The sequence below is a fragment of the Cryobacterium zhongshanensis genome (assembly GCF_022760445.1).
GTDB classification, from domain to species: domain Bacteria; phylum Actinomycetota; class Actinomycetes; order Actinomycetales; family Microbacteriaceae; genus Cryobacterium; species Cryobacterium algoricola.
Genome location: NZ_JALGAR010000001.1, coordinates 1,005,489 through 1,024,838, shown reverse-complemented (window position 1 = coordinate 1,024,838; position 19,350 = coordinate 1,005,489). Strand labels below are relative to the sequence as shown.

Here is a 19,350-nt window from a genome sequence, read left to right as displayed (position 1 = left end):
TTCCCTTGTATTGACCGGGAATTACGACCACACTTAATGAGCGAACCTAGCGGATGCCTCACGAGGGCGGTCGGCTGTTCGCGCGAGGATTCACCGACTGAAAGCGGCACCCCATGGGTTCGTTGACGTATGACCGGGTCACCGTCGAGTTCGACGACCGGATCCTCGCGCATCTGCAAATCGTGATCGTTCAGAAGCTGCGCCGCGGCGAGAGCTTCCTCCTGTCCTGGCGGAATGCCGCAGAGGCTGGCGACGGTCGCAGTTCCGCCTGGCTGCACCCGGCCATCCCGCTCTACTTCAAGTTTTCCGGCGGCCAGCCGCCGACCATCAATCCGCTGTGGCTCGCCCAGCTCACCCGCTCGGCGAACAGCTCCCAGGGACTCGTCGCAACGGGTGAGGAACGGGCGATGGCCGAGCAGGACCACGTGATGCGTCCGGAACCCGGCTTCCGCTCCCGGGCCGCCGCGGCCTCGCAGGACACCATCGCCAGCGAAGGCTGAGACTCCCGTTCCCTCGGCGGCTGGACCTCGGCGACTGGACCTCGGCGACTGGTCTTCGGCGGCTAGGCCTCGACGATCCCGAAACGCCGGAGCCGGAGTGCGGGGTTGACCGCACGCACCTGGTCGAGGCGCGCCGTGGTGAGCCAGGCGACGCCGACATCCGTCGTCTCGCCGATCGTGACCAGTTCGACCCCCATCGGGTCGACGATCATGCTCGTGCCGACGCCGATCGGCGGCGCGTGGTCTGCGGCGGCGACGTAGACCGTGTTCTCGATCGCGCGCGCGGTGAGCAGCGTGCGCCACTGCTGCTCCTTGAGCGGGCCACGCACCCACTCTGCGGGCACGAGCACGAGCTCGGCGCCCGCGTCGACGAGCCGCCGGGTGACCTCGGGAAAGCGGATGTCGTAACAGGTCTGCAGTCCGACGGTCAGCCCTCCAACGGAGAAGGTCTGCGGCGGCTCGATCGCGCCGGGCAGCACCCAGTCGGATTCGCGCTCGCCGAAGGCGTCGTAGAGGTGCAGCTTGCGGTAGCGAGCCAGGACCTCGCCCGTCGGCCCGACCGCCACGAGGGTGTTGGAGAACCGTCCGGCGACCGTGGCTTCCTCGAGCATGCCCGCGACGATGACGAGGCCGAGCCCTTCGGCGAGCGCAACGAGCCCCGTCACGAACGGACCGTCGAGGGGCTCCGCGGCCGCGATGAACGCGGGCCCGAGAGAGGGCTCGAAGAACGCGGAATATTCCGGGAAGACCACGAGCTCTGCCCCGCGAGCGGCCGCGAGGCCGGCGAGGCGGGCGACCTCGGCGAGGTTCGCCTCCCGGTCGGCACCGGGAACGAACTGGGCGACGGCGACACCGACGGCGGCGGGATCTACCGACACCGCCCGGGCGGGCACCGGCACGTCATGCGGGGTTTCGACCATGGCGTCAGCCTAGCCACGAGGAACGACCGATTGGAGCGGAACAGACAGACTTGGTCACGTTCCGCACCGGGAACGTGCCAGCATGAAGAGGTACCGGCGCACGAGCAAAAGGGGCGGGCATGACAAAGATCCTGGTCGTGGAAGACGACGAACAAATGGGTGCGCTGATCGAACGCGGACTCGAGGCGGAAGGCTACGAGATCGTCAGGGTCGGGAACGGGATGGATGCCCTGATCGCGATCAATAACAACGAATTCGACCTCGCCGCCATCGACGTGATGCTTCCGCAGATGACCGGTTTCGAGATCTGCCGGCGCATCCGCGACTCCGGCAACACCATGCCGGTGCTGCTCCTGACCGCCAGGGACACCGTCGACGACCGGGTCTTCGGCCTCGACAGCGGCGCCGACGACTATCTCACCAAACCCTTCGCCTTCCTCGAGCTCACCGCCAGGGTGCGGGCACTGCTCAGACGCCAGTCGATGGCGACCCCCCTGAGCCTCGAACTCGGCAACCTCGCCATCGATTCCCGGGACCTCAAGGTCACCGTGGCCGGCCGGTCCGTGTCCATGAGCCCCAAGGAGGTCGCGCTGCTCCGCCTGCTCTGCAGCCGGGCCGGCACGACCGTCGACCGCACGACCATCCTCGAAGAGATCTGGAACGGCACGGAACATATCGACCCGAACATCGTCGACCAGTACATCAGTTACCTGCGGCGCAAGATCGACTCAGCGGCGGCCGGGATGCGGATCGTGACCGTGCGCGGGTCCGGGTATGCCGTGGAACTCGTCGAGTGAGCGGAGCACGTCCATGAGGTTGCCCGGCCTGTCGATCCGCGCCCGCATCACCGTCGGCAGTCTCGTGATCGCCGCCGTACTGTTCAGCGGGGCCGCCGTGTTCTTCCGCGCCGAGGTCGAGGCGATCCTGATCGAGACGACGACGACGCTGCTGCACAGCGATGCGGCCCCGATCGTGACCGACCTGATCCACAATCCGACCGAGCCGAACGACGGCCCGAGCGAAGGCCAGCTCATCGCCATCGTCGGGCCGGACGGCGAGATCTCCAAGTCCTCGTTGCCGGTCGCGCTGCGGAAACGCGTCGACGAGCTCGTGAAGATCGGCGAGACGCCGCAGACGATCGATGCGGGCAACGCCAGGTACCTGGTCGCCACGACGACGGCCGTGACCAATCAGGGCAACTGGGTCGTCATCACGGCGCGGAACGAGGAGGCACTCGGCCTGCTGCTCGACGAACTGGGCCGGGTGCTCATCATGGGCACCGTGCTCCTGACCGTGGGCTTCGGCCTCGCCTCGTGGCTCCTCACCGGGGCGGCTCTCCGTCCGGTCAACCGGCTGCGCAAGGAGGCGGAGAGCCTGAGCACGACCGGATCCTCCGCCCAGTTGCTCGTCCCTGCGGGCAGGGACGAGGTCAGCCGGCTCGCGGTGACCCTCAACGACTTCATTTCCCGGCTCCGCCGCAGCATCGACAGGGAGAAACAGGTGGTCTCGGATGCGAGCCACGAGTTGCGCACTCCCCTCGCCGTGCTCAAGGCTCAGCTCGAACTCGCCCATCTCAATTCCGGCGACGCCCCCGCCCTCGAGGCGGACATCGACGATGCCTCGCGCACCGTCGACCGCCTCTCCCGACTCGCCACCAACCTGCTGGAACTGTCGAAGCTGGAAAGCCAGCAGGACCCGCCGGAGTGCGGCTGGGACAACCTGATCGCCGAGATCTCCGCTTCCGTGGACCGTGCGCGGGTCGTGCGGAACGGGGAGGACCTCGATGTCGACTACGAGATCGAGGGAGAGGACCCGACCGGTCGCTATGCGATCTCGGTGACCAATGCAGGGCAGCTCGTCGACAACCTCATCTCGAACGCCATCAACGCCATGGGCGGGCGCGGCACTGTGACCGTCACGCTCCGCAGCCTTGCGGAGGGCGCCCTGCTGAGCGTCGTAGACACGGGTCCCGGCATGCCGGAATCGTTCATCCCGGTGGCCTTCGCCCGGTTCTCCCGGCCGGAGCAGTCCCGGGCGAGCGGATCGATCGGGTCGGGACTCGGCCTGGCCATCGTGCACGCGATCGTGACCCGGGCAAAGGGGGCCATCAGCCTGCGCAACACGGGGACGGGCCTGGCCATCGACATCCGCCTGCCGCGCAGCACCCGCACCCGCACCGGACCGGGCCCTCGGGCCTGACCCGGCGGCAAACTGAGAGCCTTCGCAGGCGCCCGGTGCGGGGCTGTCGGGAAACCCCCGACCGGGTGGCATAACGTAAAGGCGTGACTTATCTGCCCGTGACACATGATCCAGAGCTGCGCCCGCAGCGGCGATCCTGGCCCACCCATCGGCAGCTGGCCCCGCTGCACTTCGGTGTTCTCGGCCTGCTCATCTCTCTCGCGGGGTCCTGGAACCCGTCCTATTGGGGCGATGAAGCGGCGAGCGTGATGTCCGCCGAGCGGTCATTGCCGTCCCTGTTCCGGATGCTCGGCACGATCGATGCCGTACACGGCACCTACTACCTGATGCTGCATTTCTGGATCGACCTCTTCGGGGCGTCCGAGTTCTCCACCAGGCTCCCGAGCGCGATTGCGATCGGAATCGCAACGGCGGGAACGTTCACGCTCGCGCGGATGCTGACCGACACCCGGGTCGCCTGGATCGCCGCCCTCGTCTTCGCGGTGCTCCCCCGGGTGACGTACATGGGTGCAGAGGCCCGGTCGACGGCGCTCGCAGCGGCGATCGCCGTGTGGCTCGTCGTGCTGCTCGTGCACCTGCTCCGGGCCGGAGCGGCGCCCCGGTCGGCGCGCATCTGGCTCTGGATCGGTTTCACCGCCCTCTTCGCCCTCGGAATCTATGTCTTCCTCTACATCGCACTCCTCGTCCCCGTGCTCGGGCTCGCGGTGTTCCTGCTCGCGCCCGATCGGGCCCGGCGACGCGGGCAGGTGATCGCCTGGACTGTCGCGACCGTGGTCGGCCTCGCCACTGCCGCACCGGTTCTGCTGGCGGGAGTCAGCCAGAAGGACCAGCTCTCATTCATCGGGCGACGCGCCCAGACGAGCGTGCTCGACGCGGCCGTCAACCAGTGGTTCGGGAACGTGCCCGCTGCGCTCATCGCCTGGGCGCTGATCCTGCTCGCGGTCGCGCTTGCATGGTTCGGCCGCGGACGGGTGCCCGCCCTCGAACGGAACCGGGCCGCGTTCGGCGTGGTCCTCGCCTGGATGCTCATACCGAGCGCCGCGCTGCTGATCGGCACCCATGTCGTCACGCCGATGTACTCGCTGCGCTACCTCTCCATCTGCACGCCGGCCGCGGCGATCGCGCTCGGGATCGCCCTGGCCTGGGTCAGGCCCCGCTGGGCCAGGATCACGGCACTCGTGCTGCTCGTCGCCGCCGTGGTGCCGAGCTACGTCGACCAGCGCGGCCCGTACGCCAAGAACGCCGGGAGCGACTGGCGCCAGGCCGCTGCGATCGTCCAGGCCGGTGCGCACCCCGGCGACGCGATCGTGTTCGACGAGAGCGTGCGGCCCTCGCGGAAACCGCGGCTCGCGCTGCACCTGTACCCGGCATCCTTCACCGGGCTGCGGGACGTGACCCTCGACACGGCATATGGGGACACCGGATCGCTCTGGGACACCACCCAGCGGCTCACGAGCGTCCTGGATTCCCTCGTGGGCACCGATACGGTATGGCTGGTGCAGTATTCAGGCAGCAGCGAAGAAAAAGCAGGCACCGACCTGCGCACGCTGCAAGACCTCGGATTTTCCGTCGCCTCAACGGCCACGGTCGTACACACAACAATCACCGAACTGACAAGGTAGTTTTCATGGCACAGACACTGGTCATCATCCCGACCTACAACGAACGCGAGAACATCGATCCGATCGTTGCCCGCGTGCGCGCGAGCGTCCCGACCGCGGACATCCTCGTCGTCGACGACGCGTCTCCCGACGGCACCGGCCAGCTCGCCGACGCGATCGCCGCCGCGGACTCCCAGGTACACGTCCTGCACCGCACGAAGAAGAACGGCCTCGGCGCCGCCTACCTCGAGGCATTCGGCTGGGGCCTGTCCCGCGGCTACGACGAGCTCGTGCAGCTCGACTCCGACGGGTCGCACCAGCCGGAGCAGCTCCCCGACCTGCTCGCGGCGGCGAAGACCGCCGACGTCGTGATGGGATCGCGCTGGGTTCCGGGCGGAGCCGTGCAGAACTGGCCGTGGCACCGTCGCGCGCTGTCCCGCGGTGGATCGACATACTCACGCCTCGTGCTGCGCCTGCGCCAGCACGACGTCACGGGCGGCTACCGCGTCTACACGGCGCATGCCCTCGAACGCATGGACCTCGCGAGCGTCGAGAGCCTGGGCTATTGCTTCCAGATCGACATGCTGCTCACGAGCGTTCGGGCCGGCCTGACCGTCGTCGAGGTGCCGATCACCTTCGTCGAACGCGTGCTCGGCTCGTCCAAGATGAGCGGCAACATCGTCGTCGAGGCCATGATCCGCGTCACGGTCTGGGGTCTCACGGGCAAGGGCGCCCGTCGCGCCATCGCCGCCGCCAAGAACTGAGTCGCCGTTCCGAATTCAGGCGTCGAGGCTTCTGCAGGCCGATTTCGGGCCGGAAAACCGGTTTAGTCCGGCTCGGTTCCTGAATTCGGGACGCGTGGGGCCGGGTTCCTGGGAGCCGACGCTCCCGGGGGCGACTTCGGGTCAAAATGACTATATGATGGGTTCACCCAGTTAGAGTCATACTGACCTTTACCTAGTGGATGCCCCCATGAGCGCTCAAGCCGCCGTCGCACTCGCCGTGTCGACCGTGATCTTCGCCCTGCGCTCCGACGCGGAATCCGACTTCAAGACGTTGTGGCTCCCCCTGGTCCGCCGCACCAGGGAGCCCTACCTCGACCAGTGGGCGTTGCCGGGCGGCGGGCTGCCCGGCACCGAAGAACTCGCGGCGGCCGCGGCCCGCACCCTGCGCGAGACGACCGGCCTCGCGCCAAAGTACCTCGAGCAGCTCTACACCTTCGGCGATCCGGGCCGCTCGGCCGGGGGCCGCGTGGTGTCCGTCGTCTACTGGGCCCTTGTCGAATCCGGCGAGGCCGACCTCGCCGTCGTCGGCGAGAACGTGCGCTGGTTCCCCGCAGACCGCCTGCCGCGGCTCGCCTTCGACCACAACCGGATCGTCGAGTACGCCCTCTGGCGGCTGCGGACCAAGGTCGAGTATTCCCGGATCGCCCACGCCTTCCTCGGTGAGACCTTCACGCTCTCCCAGCTGCGCGATGTGCACGAGGCCGTGCTGCAGAAGTCCCTCGACCCCGCCAATTTCCGCCGCACGATCGAGGCATCCGGTTCGATCGTCGACACCGGAGAACGCGTCGCAGGCACCCGGCACCGTCCGCCCCGGCTCTACCGGTACAACGACTCCGGAGGCCGGGGCGAACCGGATCCCTTCGGCCCTGAGCCCGGGACCACCGCCGCAGCCGCAGCCGTCCCTTCCACGAACTGAACCACCGTGTACAACGCTTTTTGTGAAAATCGAGGAGTTACAGCATGACCATCGCATCGGTCGACCGCACCATTCGCCTGATCAGCACGGGCACCGCGCCCGGAAGCACCTGCAGCCCGCAGCTGGCCGCCGGCCCCTGGGAATTCGACTCCGGCACCCCCGGCTACGGTCCCGGTTCGTCGATGGGCGACGTCCTCCCGACCGGGTCCCCCCGTCAGGGCGCCCTGCCGGAGCGCTACCGGACCGCCTCCGCAGACGAACTCGATGCGCGCATCCGCTCGGCCAAGGCCACCCTCGGCGACCGGGTCGTGATCCTCGGTCACTTCTACCAGCGCTCGGAGGTCCTCGAGCACGCCGACTTCGTCGGTGACTCCTTCCAGCTCGCGCAGGCGACGAAGAGCCGCCCCGACGCCGAGGCGATCGTGTTCTGCGGCGTGCACTTCATGGCCGAGACCGCGGACCTCCTCTCCGGGCCGGACCAGGCGGTCATCCTGCCCAACCTCGCCGCCGGCTGTTCGATGGCAGACATGGCCGACATCGACTCGGTCACCGACTGCTGGGAACAGCTCGAAGAGCTCTACGGCACCGAAGCGGATGCCTCCGGCCGGGTCCCGGTGATCCCGGTCACCTACATGAACTCCTCGGCGGCCCTCAAAGCGTTCTGCGGCGCCAACGGCGGTATCGTCTGCACCTCCTCCAACGCCGAGACGGTGTTGAAGTGGGCCTTCGAGCGCGGCCAGCGGGTGCTGTTCTTCCCCGACCAGCACCTCGGCCGGAACACCGCGAAGGCGATGGGGGTCCCGCTCGAGCGGATGCCGATGTGGAACCCGCGCAAGCCCCTCGGCGGCAGCACCGAGACCGAACTCGACGCCGCCCAGGTCATCCTCTGGCACGGATTCTGCAGTGTGCACAAGCGCTTCACCGTCGACCAGATCACCACCGCACGCGCAGAGCACCCCGGGGTGCGCGTCATCGTGCACCCGGAGTGCCCGATGGCGGTCGTCGACGCCGCGGACGAATACGGCTCCACCGACTACATCAAGAAGGCCATCGAAGCCGCCCCCGCCGGGTCGACGTTCGCGATCGGCACCGAGATCAACCTCGTCCAGCGCCTCGCGGCGGAGCACCCCGAGCACACCATTTTCTGCCTCGACCCCGTCGTGTGCCCGTGCTCGACGATGTACCGCATCCACTCCGGCTATCTCGCCTGGGTGCTCGAAGCCCTCGTCGGCGACGACGGGCAGCCGCCCGCCGTGCTCAACCGCATCGAGGTCCCCGCGACAGACGCGACGAACGCCCGGGTCGCCCTCGAGCGGATGCTCGCCGCGCGTCCCCCTGCCGGGGCGCCGACGAGCGCGGCACCGGCCGGCGCACCGGAGAGCGGAACCCGCGCGTGACGCCCGCAGCACCCCTTACACCCGACGCGTTGTCCCTCCGTGTCCTCGTCATCGGCAGCGGCCTCGCCGGACTCATCGCTGCGGTGCGCGCGACCGACGCGGGTCACTCCGTCACCCTGGTCACCAAGCAGGGGCTCCCGGACAGCAACACCCGCTATGCCCAGGGCGGCATCGCCGCAGCCATGTTCCCCGACGACTCCGTTGACCTGCACATCCTCGACACCCTCCGCGCGGGGGCCGGTCTCTGCGACCCGGCGGCCGTCGAGGTGCTCTGCAGCGAAGGACCGGCCAGGGTCCGCGACCTGATCCGTTTCGGCGTCGATTTCGACAGGGATGACTCCGGCGTCACCCGCGGCCTCGAGGCCGCCCACTCCCGCTCCCGGGTACTGCACGCCGGCGGGGACGCGACCGGCGCCGCGATCGAAGCGGCGCTGGTTGCGACCGTCCGTGAACGGGCCGCCCGCTCGGAGCAGACCCCGGGTATCCCACGCGTCCGGATCCGCGAGCACACCATGCTCGTCGACCTCCTGGTCGCGGGCGACCGGGTGACCGGCGCCTCCCTGCTCGGTCCAGACGGTCTCGTGCACCGGGTCGACGCCGACGCGGTGATCCTCGCCACCGGGGGCGCCGGCTCGCTCTTCCCACACACCACCAATCCCGCGCTCGCGACCGGCGACGGCGTCGCCGCCGCCTGGCGCGCCGGCGCCCTGATCGCCGACCTCGAGTTCTACCAGTTCCACCCCACCGCCCTCGCGGTGCCGGGAACCCCGCTCGTCTCCGAGGCGGTCCGCGGCGAGGGCGCCGTGCTCCTGAACGCTCGCGGCGAGCGCTTCATGCTCGCGATCCATCCCGGCGCCGAACTCGCCCCCCGCGACATCGTCGCCCGGAGCATCGCCAGGGAGATGTCCGCCCAGGGCGGAGCGCCCGTGCTCCTCGACGCGACCGGCCTCGGCAGGGAGCTGCTCGAAACCCGCTTTCCCACGATCACGGCCGCGTGCCTCGCCGCCGGGATCGACTGGGCCGTCGAGCCCATCCCCGTCGCACCCGCCGCGCACTATTGGATGGGCGGCGTCAGCACCGACCTGTGGGGCCGCACCTCACTGCCCGGCCTCTACGCCGTCGGCGAGACCGCGAGGACCGGAACCCACGGCGCCAACCGCCTCGCCTCGAACTCCCTGCTGGAGGCCGCGGTCTTCGCCGACCGCGCCGTGCGCGCCCTCGGCACGGCCCCGGCCGACGCCGACCGCCTGCGCGTCCCGTCGATGCCGGCCTTCAGCGGCACCGGCGATGCGACGGTTCCCGCGGCGTCCGTCGATGGTCCCGGCGCACACGTCGACCGCACCGTGCTCCAGCGCCTGATGTGGGACGCCGCAGGGGTCTTGCGCGACGGCGACGGGCTCGCCGCGGCATCCGCTGACCTCGCCGGCTGGAAGCACCCGGCAGCCGCAGGGCCGGACGCGACCCCGGCCGACCGGGTGCGCGCCGTCGAAGACGCCAATCTGCTCGACCTCGCGAGGGTCAGCGTGGCCTCCGCGCTCGCCCGCGAGGAATCCCGGGGCGCGCACTACCGCGCCGACTTCCCCGAGAGCCGGCCGGAGCTCGCCAGCAGCCAGGCCTGGGTGCGACCGGTCGATTCCGACGATCCGTTCCTCGTGCTCGAATCCCCCGATCGCACCAGAGAGGCCGAGGAGGCCATCGCATGCTGAGCACCACCGCCATCGACACCGTGGTGCGCGCAGCACTCGACGAGGACGCCCCCTGGGGCGACCTGACCTCCGAGGTGCTCATCCCCGCAGACGCCACGGCGACCGCACGGCTCGTCGCCCGCGAACCCGGCGTCTTCAGCGGCGGCGCCGTCTTCGGATCCGCCTTCCGCCTGACCGACCCCACCATCACCGTCACCCTCTTCACGAGCGACGGCGCCCCCTTCGCGACCGGCGACGTGCTCGCCGAGGTCACCGGCTCCGCCAGAGGCATCCTCCAGGCCGAACGCATCGGGCTGAACTTCGTGCAGCGGATGAGCGGCATCGCGACGCTCACCGCCCGGTACGTCACCGAGACCGCAGGCACCCGTGCCCGCATCGTCGACACCCGCAAGACCACCCCGGGGCTGCGGGCCTTCGAGCGCGCCGCCGTCCGCGACGGCGGCGGCCACAACCACCGCTTCAGCCTGTCCGACGCGGTGATGGCCAAGGACAACCACCTCGCCATCCTGCAGTCCGGTGGACTCGGCCTGACCGAGGCGCTCCTGCTCGTGCGCGACCGAATCTCGCACACCACGCACCTCGAGGTCGAGGTCGACCGGATCGACCAGATCGAAGCCGTGCTCGCGGCCCGCGTGGACACGATCATGCTCGACAACTTCGGCCCCGAACAGCTCGCGGACGGCGTGCGGCTGGTCGCCGGCCGCGCCATCGTGGAGGCGAGCGGCGGAGTGAACCTCGACACGGTCAGGGCCATCGCGGCGTCCGGCGTCGACGTCATCTCCGTCGGTGCGCTCACCCACAGCGTGCGCTCCCTCGACCTCGGCCTCGACGTCGTCGTGGTTGCCGGCACGGAACTCGACGGCGCCATCCGGAACTGACCCGCAACCGCCAGCAGCCACCGAAGGAGCCCGGAGTGATCTACCTCGACAATGCAGCGACGACCCCCGTGCGCCGCGAAGTCCTCGAGGCGATCTGGCCGGTGCTCACGACCGGCTTCGGCAATCCCTCGAGCCACCACCAGGTCGGCGAGGCCGCGGCGGCCGCCCTCGCGGACGCGCGCGCGACCGTCGCCGCCGTCCTCGGCTGCCGCCCCGCCGAGGTGCTGTTCACGAGCGGCGGCACCGAGTCAGACAACCTCGCGGTCAAGGGCATCGCCCTCGCCGCACCCCGGGGCAGGCACCTGATCGTCTCGGCGATCGAACACGAAGCGGTTCTCGAGTCCTGCGACTACCTGCGTCGGTTCCACGGCTTCGCGGTCACCCTGCTGCCGGTGGATGCCCAGGGTCTCTTCGATCCCGCGGAGCTCGCCCGTGCGCTCACCCCTGCGACGACCCTCGTCTCCGTGCAGTACGCGAACAACGAGGTCGGCACCGTGCAGCCGATCAGGGACCTGTCGGCGCTCACCGGCGCCCAGGGCGTGCCGTTCCACACCGACGCCGTCCAGGCCGCCGGCTGGCTGCCGCTCTCCGTCGCCGGGCTCGGGGTGGACGCGCTCAGCATCTCGGGCCACAAGCTCGGCGCTCCCCAGGGAACGGGGGCGCTCTTCCTGCGCCGCCGGGTGCCGATCGAACCCGTCCAGCACGGCGGCGGCCAGGAGCGCGGCAACCGGAGCGGCACCGAGAACCTCGCCGGAGCGGTCGCCCTCGCGACGGCGTTGCGACTCGCCGAGACCGAACGCGAATCGAACGCTCCCCGGGTCGCGGACCTGCGCGACGCCTTCATTGCGGCGGTTCTCGCCGCAGCCCCTGGCGCACGTCTCACCGGGCATCCGCTGCAGCGCCTGCCCGGAACGGCCTCCTTCGTGTTCCCCGGCACGAGCGGCGAGGCCGTGCTGCTCGAACTGGAGGGGCACGGCATCGTTTGCTCGAGCGGCTCGGCATGTGCTGCGGGCAGCGACGAGCCCTCCCCCACCCTCACCGCAATGGGGCTTCCCGCGGAGGTCGCCCAGACCGCAGTCCGGTTCACGCTCTCCTCGTCGACGACCGGCGCGGAACTCTCGGAAACGGCCCGCGCCGTCGGTCTCGCCGTCGCGACAATTCGAGGCCTCGGCCGACGCTGAATCGGGCCGTGGATTCTGCGGAATTTCTACGAATCGTAGAAATTCGCGGTCTGATCACGTCGAATGAAAAACTACCGGACAATCAGCCAAAATGCTCAATTGGAACGTGGCAATCCCGACACCCTGCCCAGCGTTAAAGATGCGTCGCTTGGCGCGGGGTCGTAAGCTTGCCTAAAGAGGCGAACAGCCCAAGTTGGGCCGCCGAAGAGGGGCACCATGACCATTACGGACAAACCAGTCACTGAGTCACTTGCTAGCCAAATCGACTCACTCGTTCAGGGAGCCCAGCAGGCGCTCACCGAATACGCTGACTTCACCCAGGAGCAGATCGACCACATCGTCAAGAAGGCCTCCGTCGCAGCCCTCAGCAAACATGCTGAACTCGCCGTCCACGCAGTAGCCGAAACCGGTCGTGGCGTATTCGAGGACAAGGCCGTGAAGAACCTGTTCGCGTGCGAGCACGTCACGAACTCGATGCAGAATCTTAAGACCGTCGGCATTATCAGCCGCGACGCCATTACCGGAATCACAGAAATCGCCGAGCCGGTCGGTGTTATCGCAGGTATCACCCCGGTGACCAACCCCACCTCGACTGCAATCTTCAAATCCCTTATCGCCATTAAAACCCGCAACCCGATCATCTTCGGCTTCCACCCGGGAGCCCAGCAGTCCTCTGTCGCAGCTGCCCGCATTGTGCGCGACGCGGCAATCGCCGCCGGCGCCCCCAAGAACTGCGTGCAGTGGATCGAAGTTCCCTCCCTCGAGGCGAGCACGCTCCTGATGAACCACCCCGGTGTTGCGACCATCCTCGCGACCGGTGGCAACGCCATGGTCCGCGCCGCATATTCCTGCGGCAAGCCGGCCCTCGGCGTCGGTGCGGGAAACGTGCCGGCATTCATCGAGAAGAGCGCCAAGCTCAAGCGCGCCGTCAACGACGTCGTGCTCTCGAAGTCCTTCGACTACGGCATGATCTGCGCATCTGAGCAGGCCGTCATCATCGAAGAGCCGCTCTATGCAGAGGCCCTCGTCGAATTCAAGAAGCTGCACGCGTACATCGTGACGCCGGCGGAGAAGACGCTCCTCGAAGAATTCATCTTCGGAGTTCAGGCCCACTCGGAGAACTGTGGCGGCGCCAAGCTGAACGCCTCCGTCGTCGGCAAGTCGCCGGTGTGGATCGCACAGCAGGCCGGCTTCACCGTTCCCGAAGACACCTCGATCATCATGGTCGAGGTCGGCAGCGTTGGACCGCAGGAACCGATGACGCGCGAAAAGCTCGCCCCGGTGCTCGCCGTCCTGCACGCCAAGGACGCCGAAGAGGGCATCACGCTCTCCGAGCAGATGGTGGAATTCGACGGACTCGGCCACTCCGGCTCGATCCACAGCGAGAACCCCGCGATCATCGAGGAATTCGGTATCCGCGTCAAGGCCGTCCGGATCATCACCAACGCCCCGAGCTCGCTCGGTGGCATCGGTGACATCTACAACGCCTTCATCCCCTCCCTGACGCTCGGCTGTGGCTCGTACGGACACAACTCCGTTTCGAACAACGTGTCGGCCATCAACCTCATCAACATCAAGCGGATCGGTCGAAGGAACAACAACTTGCAGTGGTTCAAGGTCCCCGCCAAGACGTACTTCGAGCCGAACGCCATCCGTTACCTGGCGGACATGCGCCACGTCGAGCGCGTCACCATCGTGACCGACGCGACCATGACCAAGCTCGGCTTCGTCGATAAGATCCTCGACGTGCTCAACCGTCGCGAGAACCGCGTCTCCCTGCAGATCATCGACAACGTGCTCCCCGAGCCGACCGTCGCAGCAGTCAAGAAGGGCGCAGAGGAAATGCGGGCCTTCAAGCCCGACACGATCATCGCCCTCGGTGGCGGTTCGCCCATGGACGCCGCGAAGGTCATGTGGCTCCTGTACGAACACCCCGAAATCGAATTCGCCGACATGAAGGAAAAGTTCTTCGACGTGCGCAAGCGCGCGTTCAAGTTCCCCGACCTCGGCGAACTGGCCCAGCTCGTCTGCATCCCGACCACCTCGGGTACCGGTTCGGAAATGACGCCGTTCGCGGTCATCACCGACGAGGTCTCCGGAGTCAAGTACCCGCTCGCTGACTACGCACTCCTGCCGAACGTCGCGATCATCGACCCCGCGCTCACCGCCGCAATGCCGTCCTTCCTTGTCGCCGACTCCGGCTTCGATGCTCTGACGCACGCGACAGAGGCATACGTGTCGGTCTACGCGAACGACTTCACCGACGGCATGTGCCTGCACGCGATCAAGCTGATCTTCGAGAACATCGAGACCTCGGTCAACGGCACGCAGAACAGCACCGACGACAAGGTCATCAAGGCGCGCGAGAAGATGCACAACGCATCCTCGATCGCCGGCATGGCGTTCGGTAACGCGTTCCTCGGAATTTGTCACGCGATGGCTCACGTCACCGGCGCGCAGATGCACCTCATCCACGGACGAGTGAACGCAACCTACCTGCCGCACGTGATCCGCTACAACGGCAAGATCCCGACCAAGCTCACCAGCTGGCCCAAGTACGAGACCTACATCGCTCCCGAGCGCTTCCAGCAGATCGCGAAGCACCTGGGGCTGCCGGCCTCGACTCCTGAAGAGGGCATCGAGTCGTACGCGACCGCCGTTGAGAAGCTGCGCGACGCCGTGCACATCAAGCCGTCCTTCCAGGCCCAGGGTGTCGTGGAGGAAGACTTCATCGGTCGCCTCGACTCGCTCGCCATGGGTGCATACGGCGACCAGTGCGCACCGGCCAACCCGCGGATGCCGATGCTCGCCGACATGAAGACCATCATGGAAGCCGCGTACTACGGCACCTCGTTCGAAGAGGTTCGTGCCGGTCGTTCGGCTGCAGCAGCTGCCGTCGAGTCCAACACGGACGCCAAGAAGCCGGCCCGCAAGGCAGGCAAGTAGGTTCACCCGCTGAATCAGTACTGAAACAGGTTGGGCCCCGCACTTCGGTGCGGGGCCCAACCTGTTTTTCGGCGGTTATCGGTTCTGGGGGAAGCCCAGGTTGATGCCGCCGTGGCTCGGGTCGAGCCAGCGGCTGGTGATCGCCTTGCCGCGGGTGAAGAAGTGCACGCCCTCTGCGCCGTGCGCCTTGGTGTCGCCGAAGAGCGAGTTCTTCCAGCCGCCGAAGGAGAAGTACGCGACCGGGACCGGGATCGGCACGTTGATGCCGATCATGCCGACCTCGATCTCGTTCTGGAACCGGCGAGCCGCTCCACCGTCGTTGGTGAAGATCGCGGTGCCGTTGCCGAACGCCCCCGCGTTGATCAGGGCGACGCCCTCTTCGTAGCTCCCCACCCGGACGATGCCGAGCACCGGGCCGAAGATCTCCTCGGTGTAGGCCTTCGACGTGACGGGAAGGCGGTCGATCAGGGTCGGACCGAGCCAGAAACCGTTCTTGTCTCCGTCCACCTCGATGCCGCGGCCGTCGACGACAACGGTGGCCCCGTCATCCGCTGCGATCTGAATGTAGCTGGCGACCTTATCGCGGTGCACCTCCGTGATCAGCGGGCCCATGTCGCAGGAACGACGCCCGTCCCCGACCGTCAGGGCCGTCATCCGGGCGACGATCTTGCCGACCAGTTCGTCGGCGACCGGCTCGACCGCGACGACGACGCTGATGGCCATGCACCGCTCCCCCGCGCTGCCGAAGCCCGCATTGACGGCCGAGTCCGCGACGAGGTCGAGGTCGGCGTCCGGAAGCACGAGCATGTGGTTCTTGGCGCCGCCGAGTGCCTGCACGCGCTTGCCGTGCCGGGTGCCGGTCTCGTAGACATACCGGGCGATCGGGGTCGAGCCGACGAAGGAGATCGCCTTGACGTCGGGGTGCGTGAGCAGGCCGTCAACGGCCACCTTGTCGCCGTGCAGGACCGTGAAGACCCCGTCGGGGAGACCGGACTCCTTGAGGAGCCTGGCGAGCCAGATCGCCGCGCTCGGGTCCTTCTCGCTCGGCTTGAGGATCACCGTGTTGCCGGCCGCGATCGCGATCGGGAAGAACCACATCGGCACCATCGCCGGGAAGTTGAACGGGCTGATCACACCGACGACGCCGAGGGCCTGCCTGGTGGAGTAGACGTCGACGCCGGTGGCGACGTTTTCCGAGTACTCGCCCTTGAGCAGGTGCGGGATACCGCAGGCGAACTCGACGACCTCGAGTCCCCGGGTGATCTCGCCGAGGGCGTCGGAGAGCACCTTGCCGTGCTCGCTCGTGAGGATCTCGGCCAGCTCACCCTTGCGGGCGTTGAGCAGTTCACGGAACGTGAAGATGATCGACTGCCGCTTGGCGATCGACAGGTCGCGCCAGGCCGGGAACGCGGCCTTCGCGGATGCGACGGCCGCCTCGATCTCGGCGTCGTCGGCCAGGGGCACGTCTTTCGTGACGGTGCCGAGGGCCGGGTCGAAGACCGGAGCGGTGCGGCCGGACACGCCGGCGCGCTCGGCGCCATCGATCCAGTGCGGGACAACGGGGACTTCGCTCATGGCACTCATCTCTCTCGGACAACGACGTCGGGGAACGCGTCGATTCTGACACAACCGGCCGCAATCCACGGGTTCGGGCAGGCCCTAGGCTGGAGCGGTGCAATTCTCCCTGTGGCTGGCCCTCGTCGGTGCGGGAGCACTGATCAGCTTCACGCCCGGTGCGGGAGCGATCAACACCATGAGCAACGCGCTCAATTCCGGGTTCCGCCGCTCGATCTGGGGCATACTCGGCCAACAGGCTGCACTGGTCGTGCACATCACGATCGTTGCCCTTGGCGTGGGGCTGCTCGTCGCCAATTCACCCGTCGCGTTCAACATCATCCGGTACGCGGGCGCCGCCTACCTCGTGTATCTCGGCGTCCGGCAGTTCCTCGCCAAGCCGAGCCTGGACGCCGAGAGCGCCCAGGCGCTCCGCGACGAGCCCCGCTGGTCGATGTTCCGTCGCGGCCTCTGGGTCAACCTGCTGAATCCGAAGGCGATCGTCTTCTTCCTGGCGTTCCTCCCCCAGTTCATCCGGCTCGATCGTCCCGTGCTTCCGCAGTACCTGATCGCCGCGGCCACGGTGATCGTCATCGACGTGCTCGTGATGTGGCTCTTCTTCGCGGGAACGGCCCGGTCATTCCAGCGCTTCACGAGGGATGCGCGTGGCCAGCGGGTACTGAACCGCATCTTCGGTGTTCTCTTCGTCGGCGTCGGCATCCTGCTCGCCACGATCCACTGACGGGTCACCGCCCTGGTCGCGCTGGTCGCGCTGGTCGCGCTGACTATCGCGTGAGCCGGATGGTCAGGAACACACTGTTGGGGTCGTGGGTGTACCCGGCGAATGGCGGGCATTCGATGAAACCACTGCGCAGGTAGAGCCGACGGGCCGGAGCGAAGTAGTCCTGTGTTCCCGTCTCCAGGCTGAGGCGCCCGATGCCCCGGTGTCGTGCGTCGTCGAAGATGTGCCCAAGGATAGCCGCGGCCACCCCGCGGCCGCGCGCCTCCTGCGTTGTGCGCATGGACTTGAGCTCGGCATGGTCGGTGGTCAGTTCCTTCACAGCACCACAGCCGACGAGTGTGCTGCCCTCCCGAGCGGTCCAGAAGCGGATTCCGGGTGCCGACAGGGCTTCCAGATCGAGGGCGTGCACGCTCTCGGCCGGCGAGGTCAGAAACATGTCCGCCAGGTGTTCGTCGAGCAGCCGGCGGACATCGGGTCGTGCGGGATCGTCTCGTTCGATGGTGAAGACAGAGGCATTCTCCGGCCTGGCACGGGACAGTGGCGGAATCCTCGGGTCGGTCATCCACCGAGGATACCGGGCCCGGGCATTCCGTTCTGGTCAGTTTCGCGAGTTCACGCTCGCAGCCAACGCTCCGACCGGGGCGACCGTCTAGTTGCCCTTGCTGCAGGTCTGCTCCGCAGCGGTTTGCCCTGTCACGCTCGCGGGCAGCACCGCACCTGTCGGCGTGGGCGTTGGCGCGGGCCCCGCAGTGGTTGCAGGGACTGATGCCGACGGTGACGGGCTCGCTGGTGCCGCTGGGGCAGGGGCGGGCGTGGCGGACGGGTCGAGGACGGCCCCCCGACCTGGCAGGCCGCTGAGGACGATGGGCTGATCGGCGACGAGTGCCGCGTTGACCAGCTCGGCCCCGCTCGACTGCGGCACAACCCGGTCGACGTTTTGAGGATCGGCAACTGTCGGGTACTGCAGGAACACCATGTTCGCCAGGCCCGTGTCCTTGAGCGCAAGGGCGATCTGGACCAGGGTCGTGGGATTCGTCAGCGTGTCGGACAGGACCATGTTGCTCGTGGCTGCTTTCGCGAGGGAATACAGTGTGACCGGGTTTCCCAGCACTCCGCCGCTCTCGACCTTCCGGGCCAGGGCGGCCATGAACACCTGCTGGTTGCTGATCCGGCCCAGATCGCTTCCGTCACCGACACCGTGCCGGGTTCGCAAGAACGAGAGGGCCTCATCGCCGACAATGGTCTGCTGGCCGGGCACCAGGTGCAAGGGCGGGTTGGTGTTGTCATCGGTGATCGGCGACGCGATGCAGACCGTGACGCCGCCGACGGCGTTGGACATCGCCGTGACGCCCGTGAAGCTGATCTGCGCGGCGAAGGGAATCCGGAGCCCGGTGAGCTTCTCGATTGTCGAGACAACGCACGAGAGCCCGCCGCGCGCGAGGGTCGTGTTCATCATCACCCGGCTCGACGCGGAGACCGTCGACCCGTCCGCTTGTTGGCACGCCGGAACAGGGATCATCAGGTCTCTGGGGAAACTGATCACGCTCACGCTCTGGTGGTCCTCGGCGATGTGCAGCAGCATCGTGACGTCGTTGCTGCCGGCGCCGGAACTTGCCTCCAGCTCCTCACTCGTGGCGTAGACGCCTCCCTGACCCGTTCGAGTATCCGTGCCGGTCAGGAGCAGGCTGACCCCGCCCGTGATTGCGGCCACATCCGCAGCGGGAGCCGTTGTGCTTCCCGGCGTGTCCGCGTCGTGGGCGAGATGGATTCCCGGTTTCACGCTGCGGGCGACATCCCAGGCAGCAAACGCCACGACCGCGCCTGTGCTGACCGTCAGCACCACGAGCGAGATCGCAAGGAATTTCCCGAGGGAGCGCACGGGGCCGCGGTGGGCGAGGCGGCCATGCCGGACCGGTACGCCGGTGCCGCGCTCGTGCGTCCGCAACGATCCGTTGTTCGTCATGCAGTGCCTACCGTTCCCCCACCTGGAATGACCGCCATCGAAGGCAGTGTGCATCGTGAGTG

The 19,350-nt window shown here is 67.9% G+C and carries 16 protein-coding genes; 12 read left to right on the top strand and 4 right to left on the bottom strand.

Translation table 11 applies throughout. The features are described from left to right. The first annotated feature begins 113 nt into the window (after positions 1-113). Positions 114-500 carry a DUF7882 family protein gene (locus tag MQH31_RS04630; RefSeq protein WP_134532680.1) on the top strand — a complete coding sequence of 129 codons (387 nt, stop codon included), beginning with the start codon at positions 114-116 and terminating at the stop codon, positions 498-500. A gap of 62 nt (positions 501-562) precedes the next feature. Here MQH31_RS04630 and MQH31_RS04625 read toward each other — a convergent pair whose 3' ends face one another. After that, on the bottom strand, positions 563-1,420 hold the full coding sequence (locus tag MQH31_RS04625; RefSeq protein WP_243011102.1) for a carbon-nitrogen hydrolase family protein: 858 nt from the start codon (positions 1,418-1,420) through the stop codon (positions 563-565). 119 nt (positions 1,421-1,539) lie between these two features. Between MQH31_RS04625 and MQH31_RS04620 the strand changes: the two genes are divergently transcribed. The 10 genes from MQH31_RS04620 to adhE all read left to right on the top strand — a co-directional run bounded on the left by MQH31_RS04620 (position 1,540) and on the right by adhE (position 15,029). Then, positions 1,540-2,217: a response regulator transcription factor gene (locus MQH31_RS04620; RefSeq protein WP_134445835.1), complete on the top strand. Its 678-nt coding sequence runs from the start codon at positions 1,540-1,542 to the stop codon at positions 2,215-2,217. A gap of 13 nt (positions 2,218-2,230) precedes the next feature. After that, positions 2,231-3,619 (top strand): sensor histidine kinase, encoded by a 1,389-nt coding sequence (locus MQH31_RS04615; protein WP_243011101.1) that lies wholly within the window; start codon positions 2,231-2,233, stop codon positions 3,617-3,619. An 83-nt stretch (positions 3,620-3,702) separates the two neighbouring features. After that, positions 3,703-5,241 carry a glycosyltransferase family 39 protein gene (locus MQH31_RS04610; RefSeq protein ID WP_243011100.1) on the top strand — a complete coding sequence of 513 codons (1,539 nt, stop codon included), beginning with the start codon at positions 3,703-3,705 and terminating at the stop codon, positions 5,239-5,241. A 5-nt stretch (positions 5,242-5,246) separates the two neighbouring features. Beyond that, a complete protein-coding gene (locus tag MQH31_RS04605) occupies positions 5,247-5,984 on the top strand; it encodes a polyprenol monophosphomannose synthase (protein ID WP_134532688.1) in 738 nt (245 codons plus the stop codon). Between the two features lie 208 nt (positions 5,985-6,192). After that, positions 6,193-6,921, top strand: coding sequence for an NUDIX hydrolase (locus tag MQH31_RS04600; RefSeq protein WP_134532690.1), 729 nt, complete (start codon positions 6,193-6,195; stop codon positions 6,919-6,921). 44 nt (positions 6,922-6,965) lie between these two features. Continuing rightward, positions 6,966-8,318 (top strand): quinolinate synthase NadA, encoded by a 1,353-nt coding sequence (gene nadA / locus MQH31_RS04595; RefSeq protein ID WP_243011099.1) that lies wholly within the window; start codon positions 6,966-6,968, stop codon positions 8,316-8,318. 29 nt (positions 8,319-8,347) lie between these two features. Beyond that, positions 8,348-10,024: an L-aspartate oxidase gene (nadB, locus tag MQH31_RS04590; protein WP_243011098.1), complete on the top strand. Its 1,677-nt coding sequence runs from the start codon at positions 8,348-8,350 to the stop codon at positions 10,022-10,024. Continuing rightward, positions 10,018-10,902 (top strand): carboxylating nicotinate-nucleotide diphosphorylase, encoded by an 885-nt coding sequence (gene nadC, locus MQH31_RS04585; RefSeq protein WP_243011097.1) that lies wholly within the window; start codon positions 10,018-10,020, stop codon positions 10,900-10,902. The genes nadB and nadC overlap by 7 nt, the downstream gene beginning before the upstream one ends. 35 nt (positions 10,903-10,937) lie before the next feature. Further along, positions 10,938-12,083: a cysteine desulfurase family protein gene (locus MQH31_RS04580; protein ID WP_243011096.1), complete on the top strand. Its 1,146-nt coding sequence runs from the start codon at positions 10,938-10,940 to the stop codon at positions 12,081-12,083. Between the two features lie 216 nt (positions 12,084-12,299). Beyond that, positions 12,300-15,029, top strand: coding sequence for a bifunctional acetaldehyde-CoA/alcohol dehydrogenase (gene adhE, locus MQH31_RS04575; protein WP_134532698.1), 2,730 nt, complete (start codon positions 12,300-12,302; stop codon positions 15,027-15,029). A gap of 75 nt (positions 15,030-15,104) precedes the next feature. On the opposite strand, the gene MQH31_RS04570 is transcribed toward adhE, so the two are convergent. Further along, a complete protein-coding gene (locus MQH31_RS04570; protein WP_243011095.1) occupies positions 15,105-16,604 on the bottom strand; it encodes a CoA-acylating methylmalonate-semialdehyde dehydrogenase in 1,500 nt (499 codons plus the stop codon). Positions 16,605-16,701: 97 nt separating this feature from the next. On the opposite strand from MQH31_RS04570, the gene MQH31_RS04565 reads away from it, so the two are divergent. Then, positions 16,702-17,325, top strand: a complete 624-nt coding sequence (locus MQH31_RS04565; protein ID WP_243011094.1) for a LysE family transporter — start codon at positions 16,702-16,704, stop codon at positions 17,323-17,325. A gap of 43 nt (positions 17,326-17,368) precedes the next feature. Here MQH31_RS04565 and MQH31_RS04560 read toward each other — a convergent pair whose 3' ends face one another. Then, the gene (locus MQH31_RS04560) at positions 17,369-17,887 is read right to left on the bottom strand and encodes a GNAT family N-acetyltransferase (RefSeq protein WP_243011093.1); all 519 of its coding nucleotides are present in this window, start codon (positions 17,885-17,887) and stop codon (positions 17,369-17,371) included. A gap of 87 nt (positions 17,888-17,974) precedes the next feature. Continuing rightward, positions 17,975-19,288 (bottom strand): LCP family protein, encoded by a 1,314-nt coding sequence (locus MQH31_RS04555; RefSeq protein ID WP_243011092.1) that lies wholly within the window; start codon positions 19,286-19,288, stop codon positions 17,975-17,977. Positions 19,289-19,350: the final 62 nt, after the last annotated feature.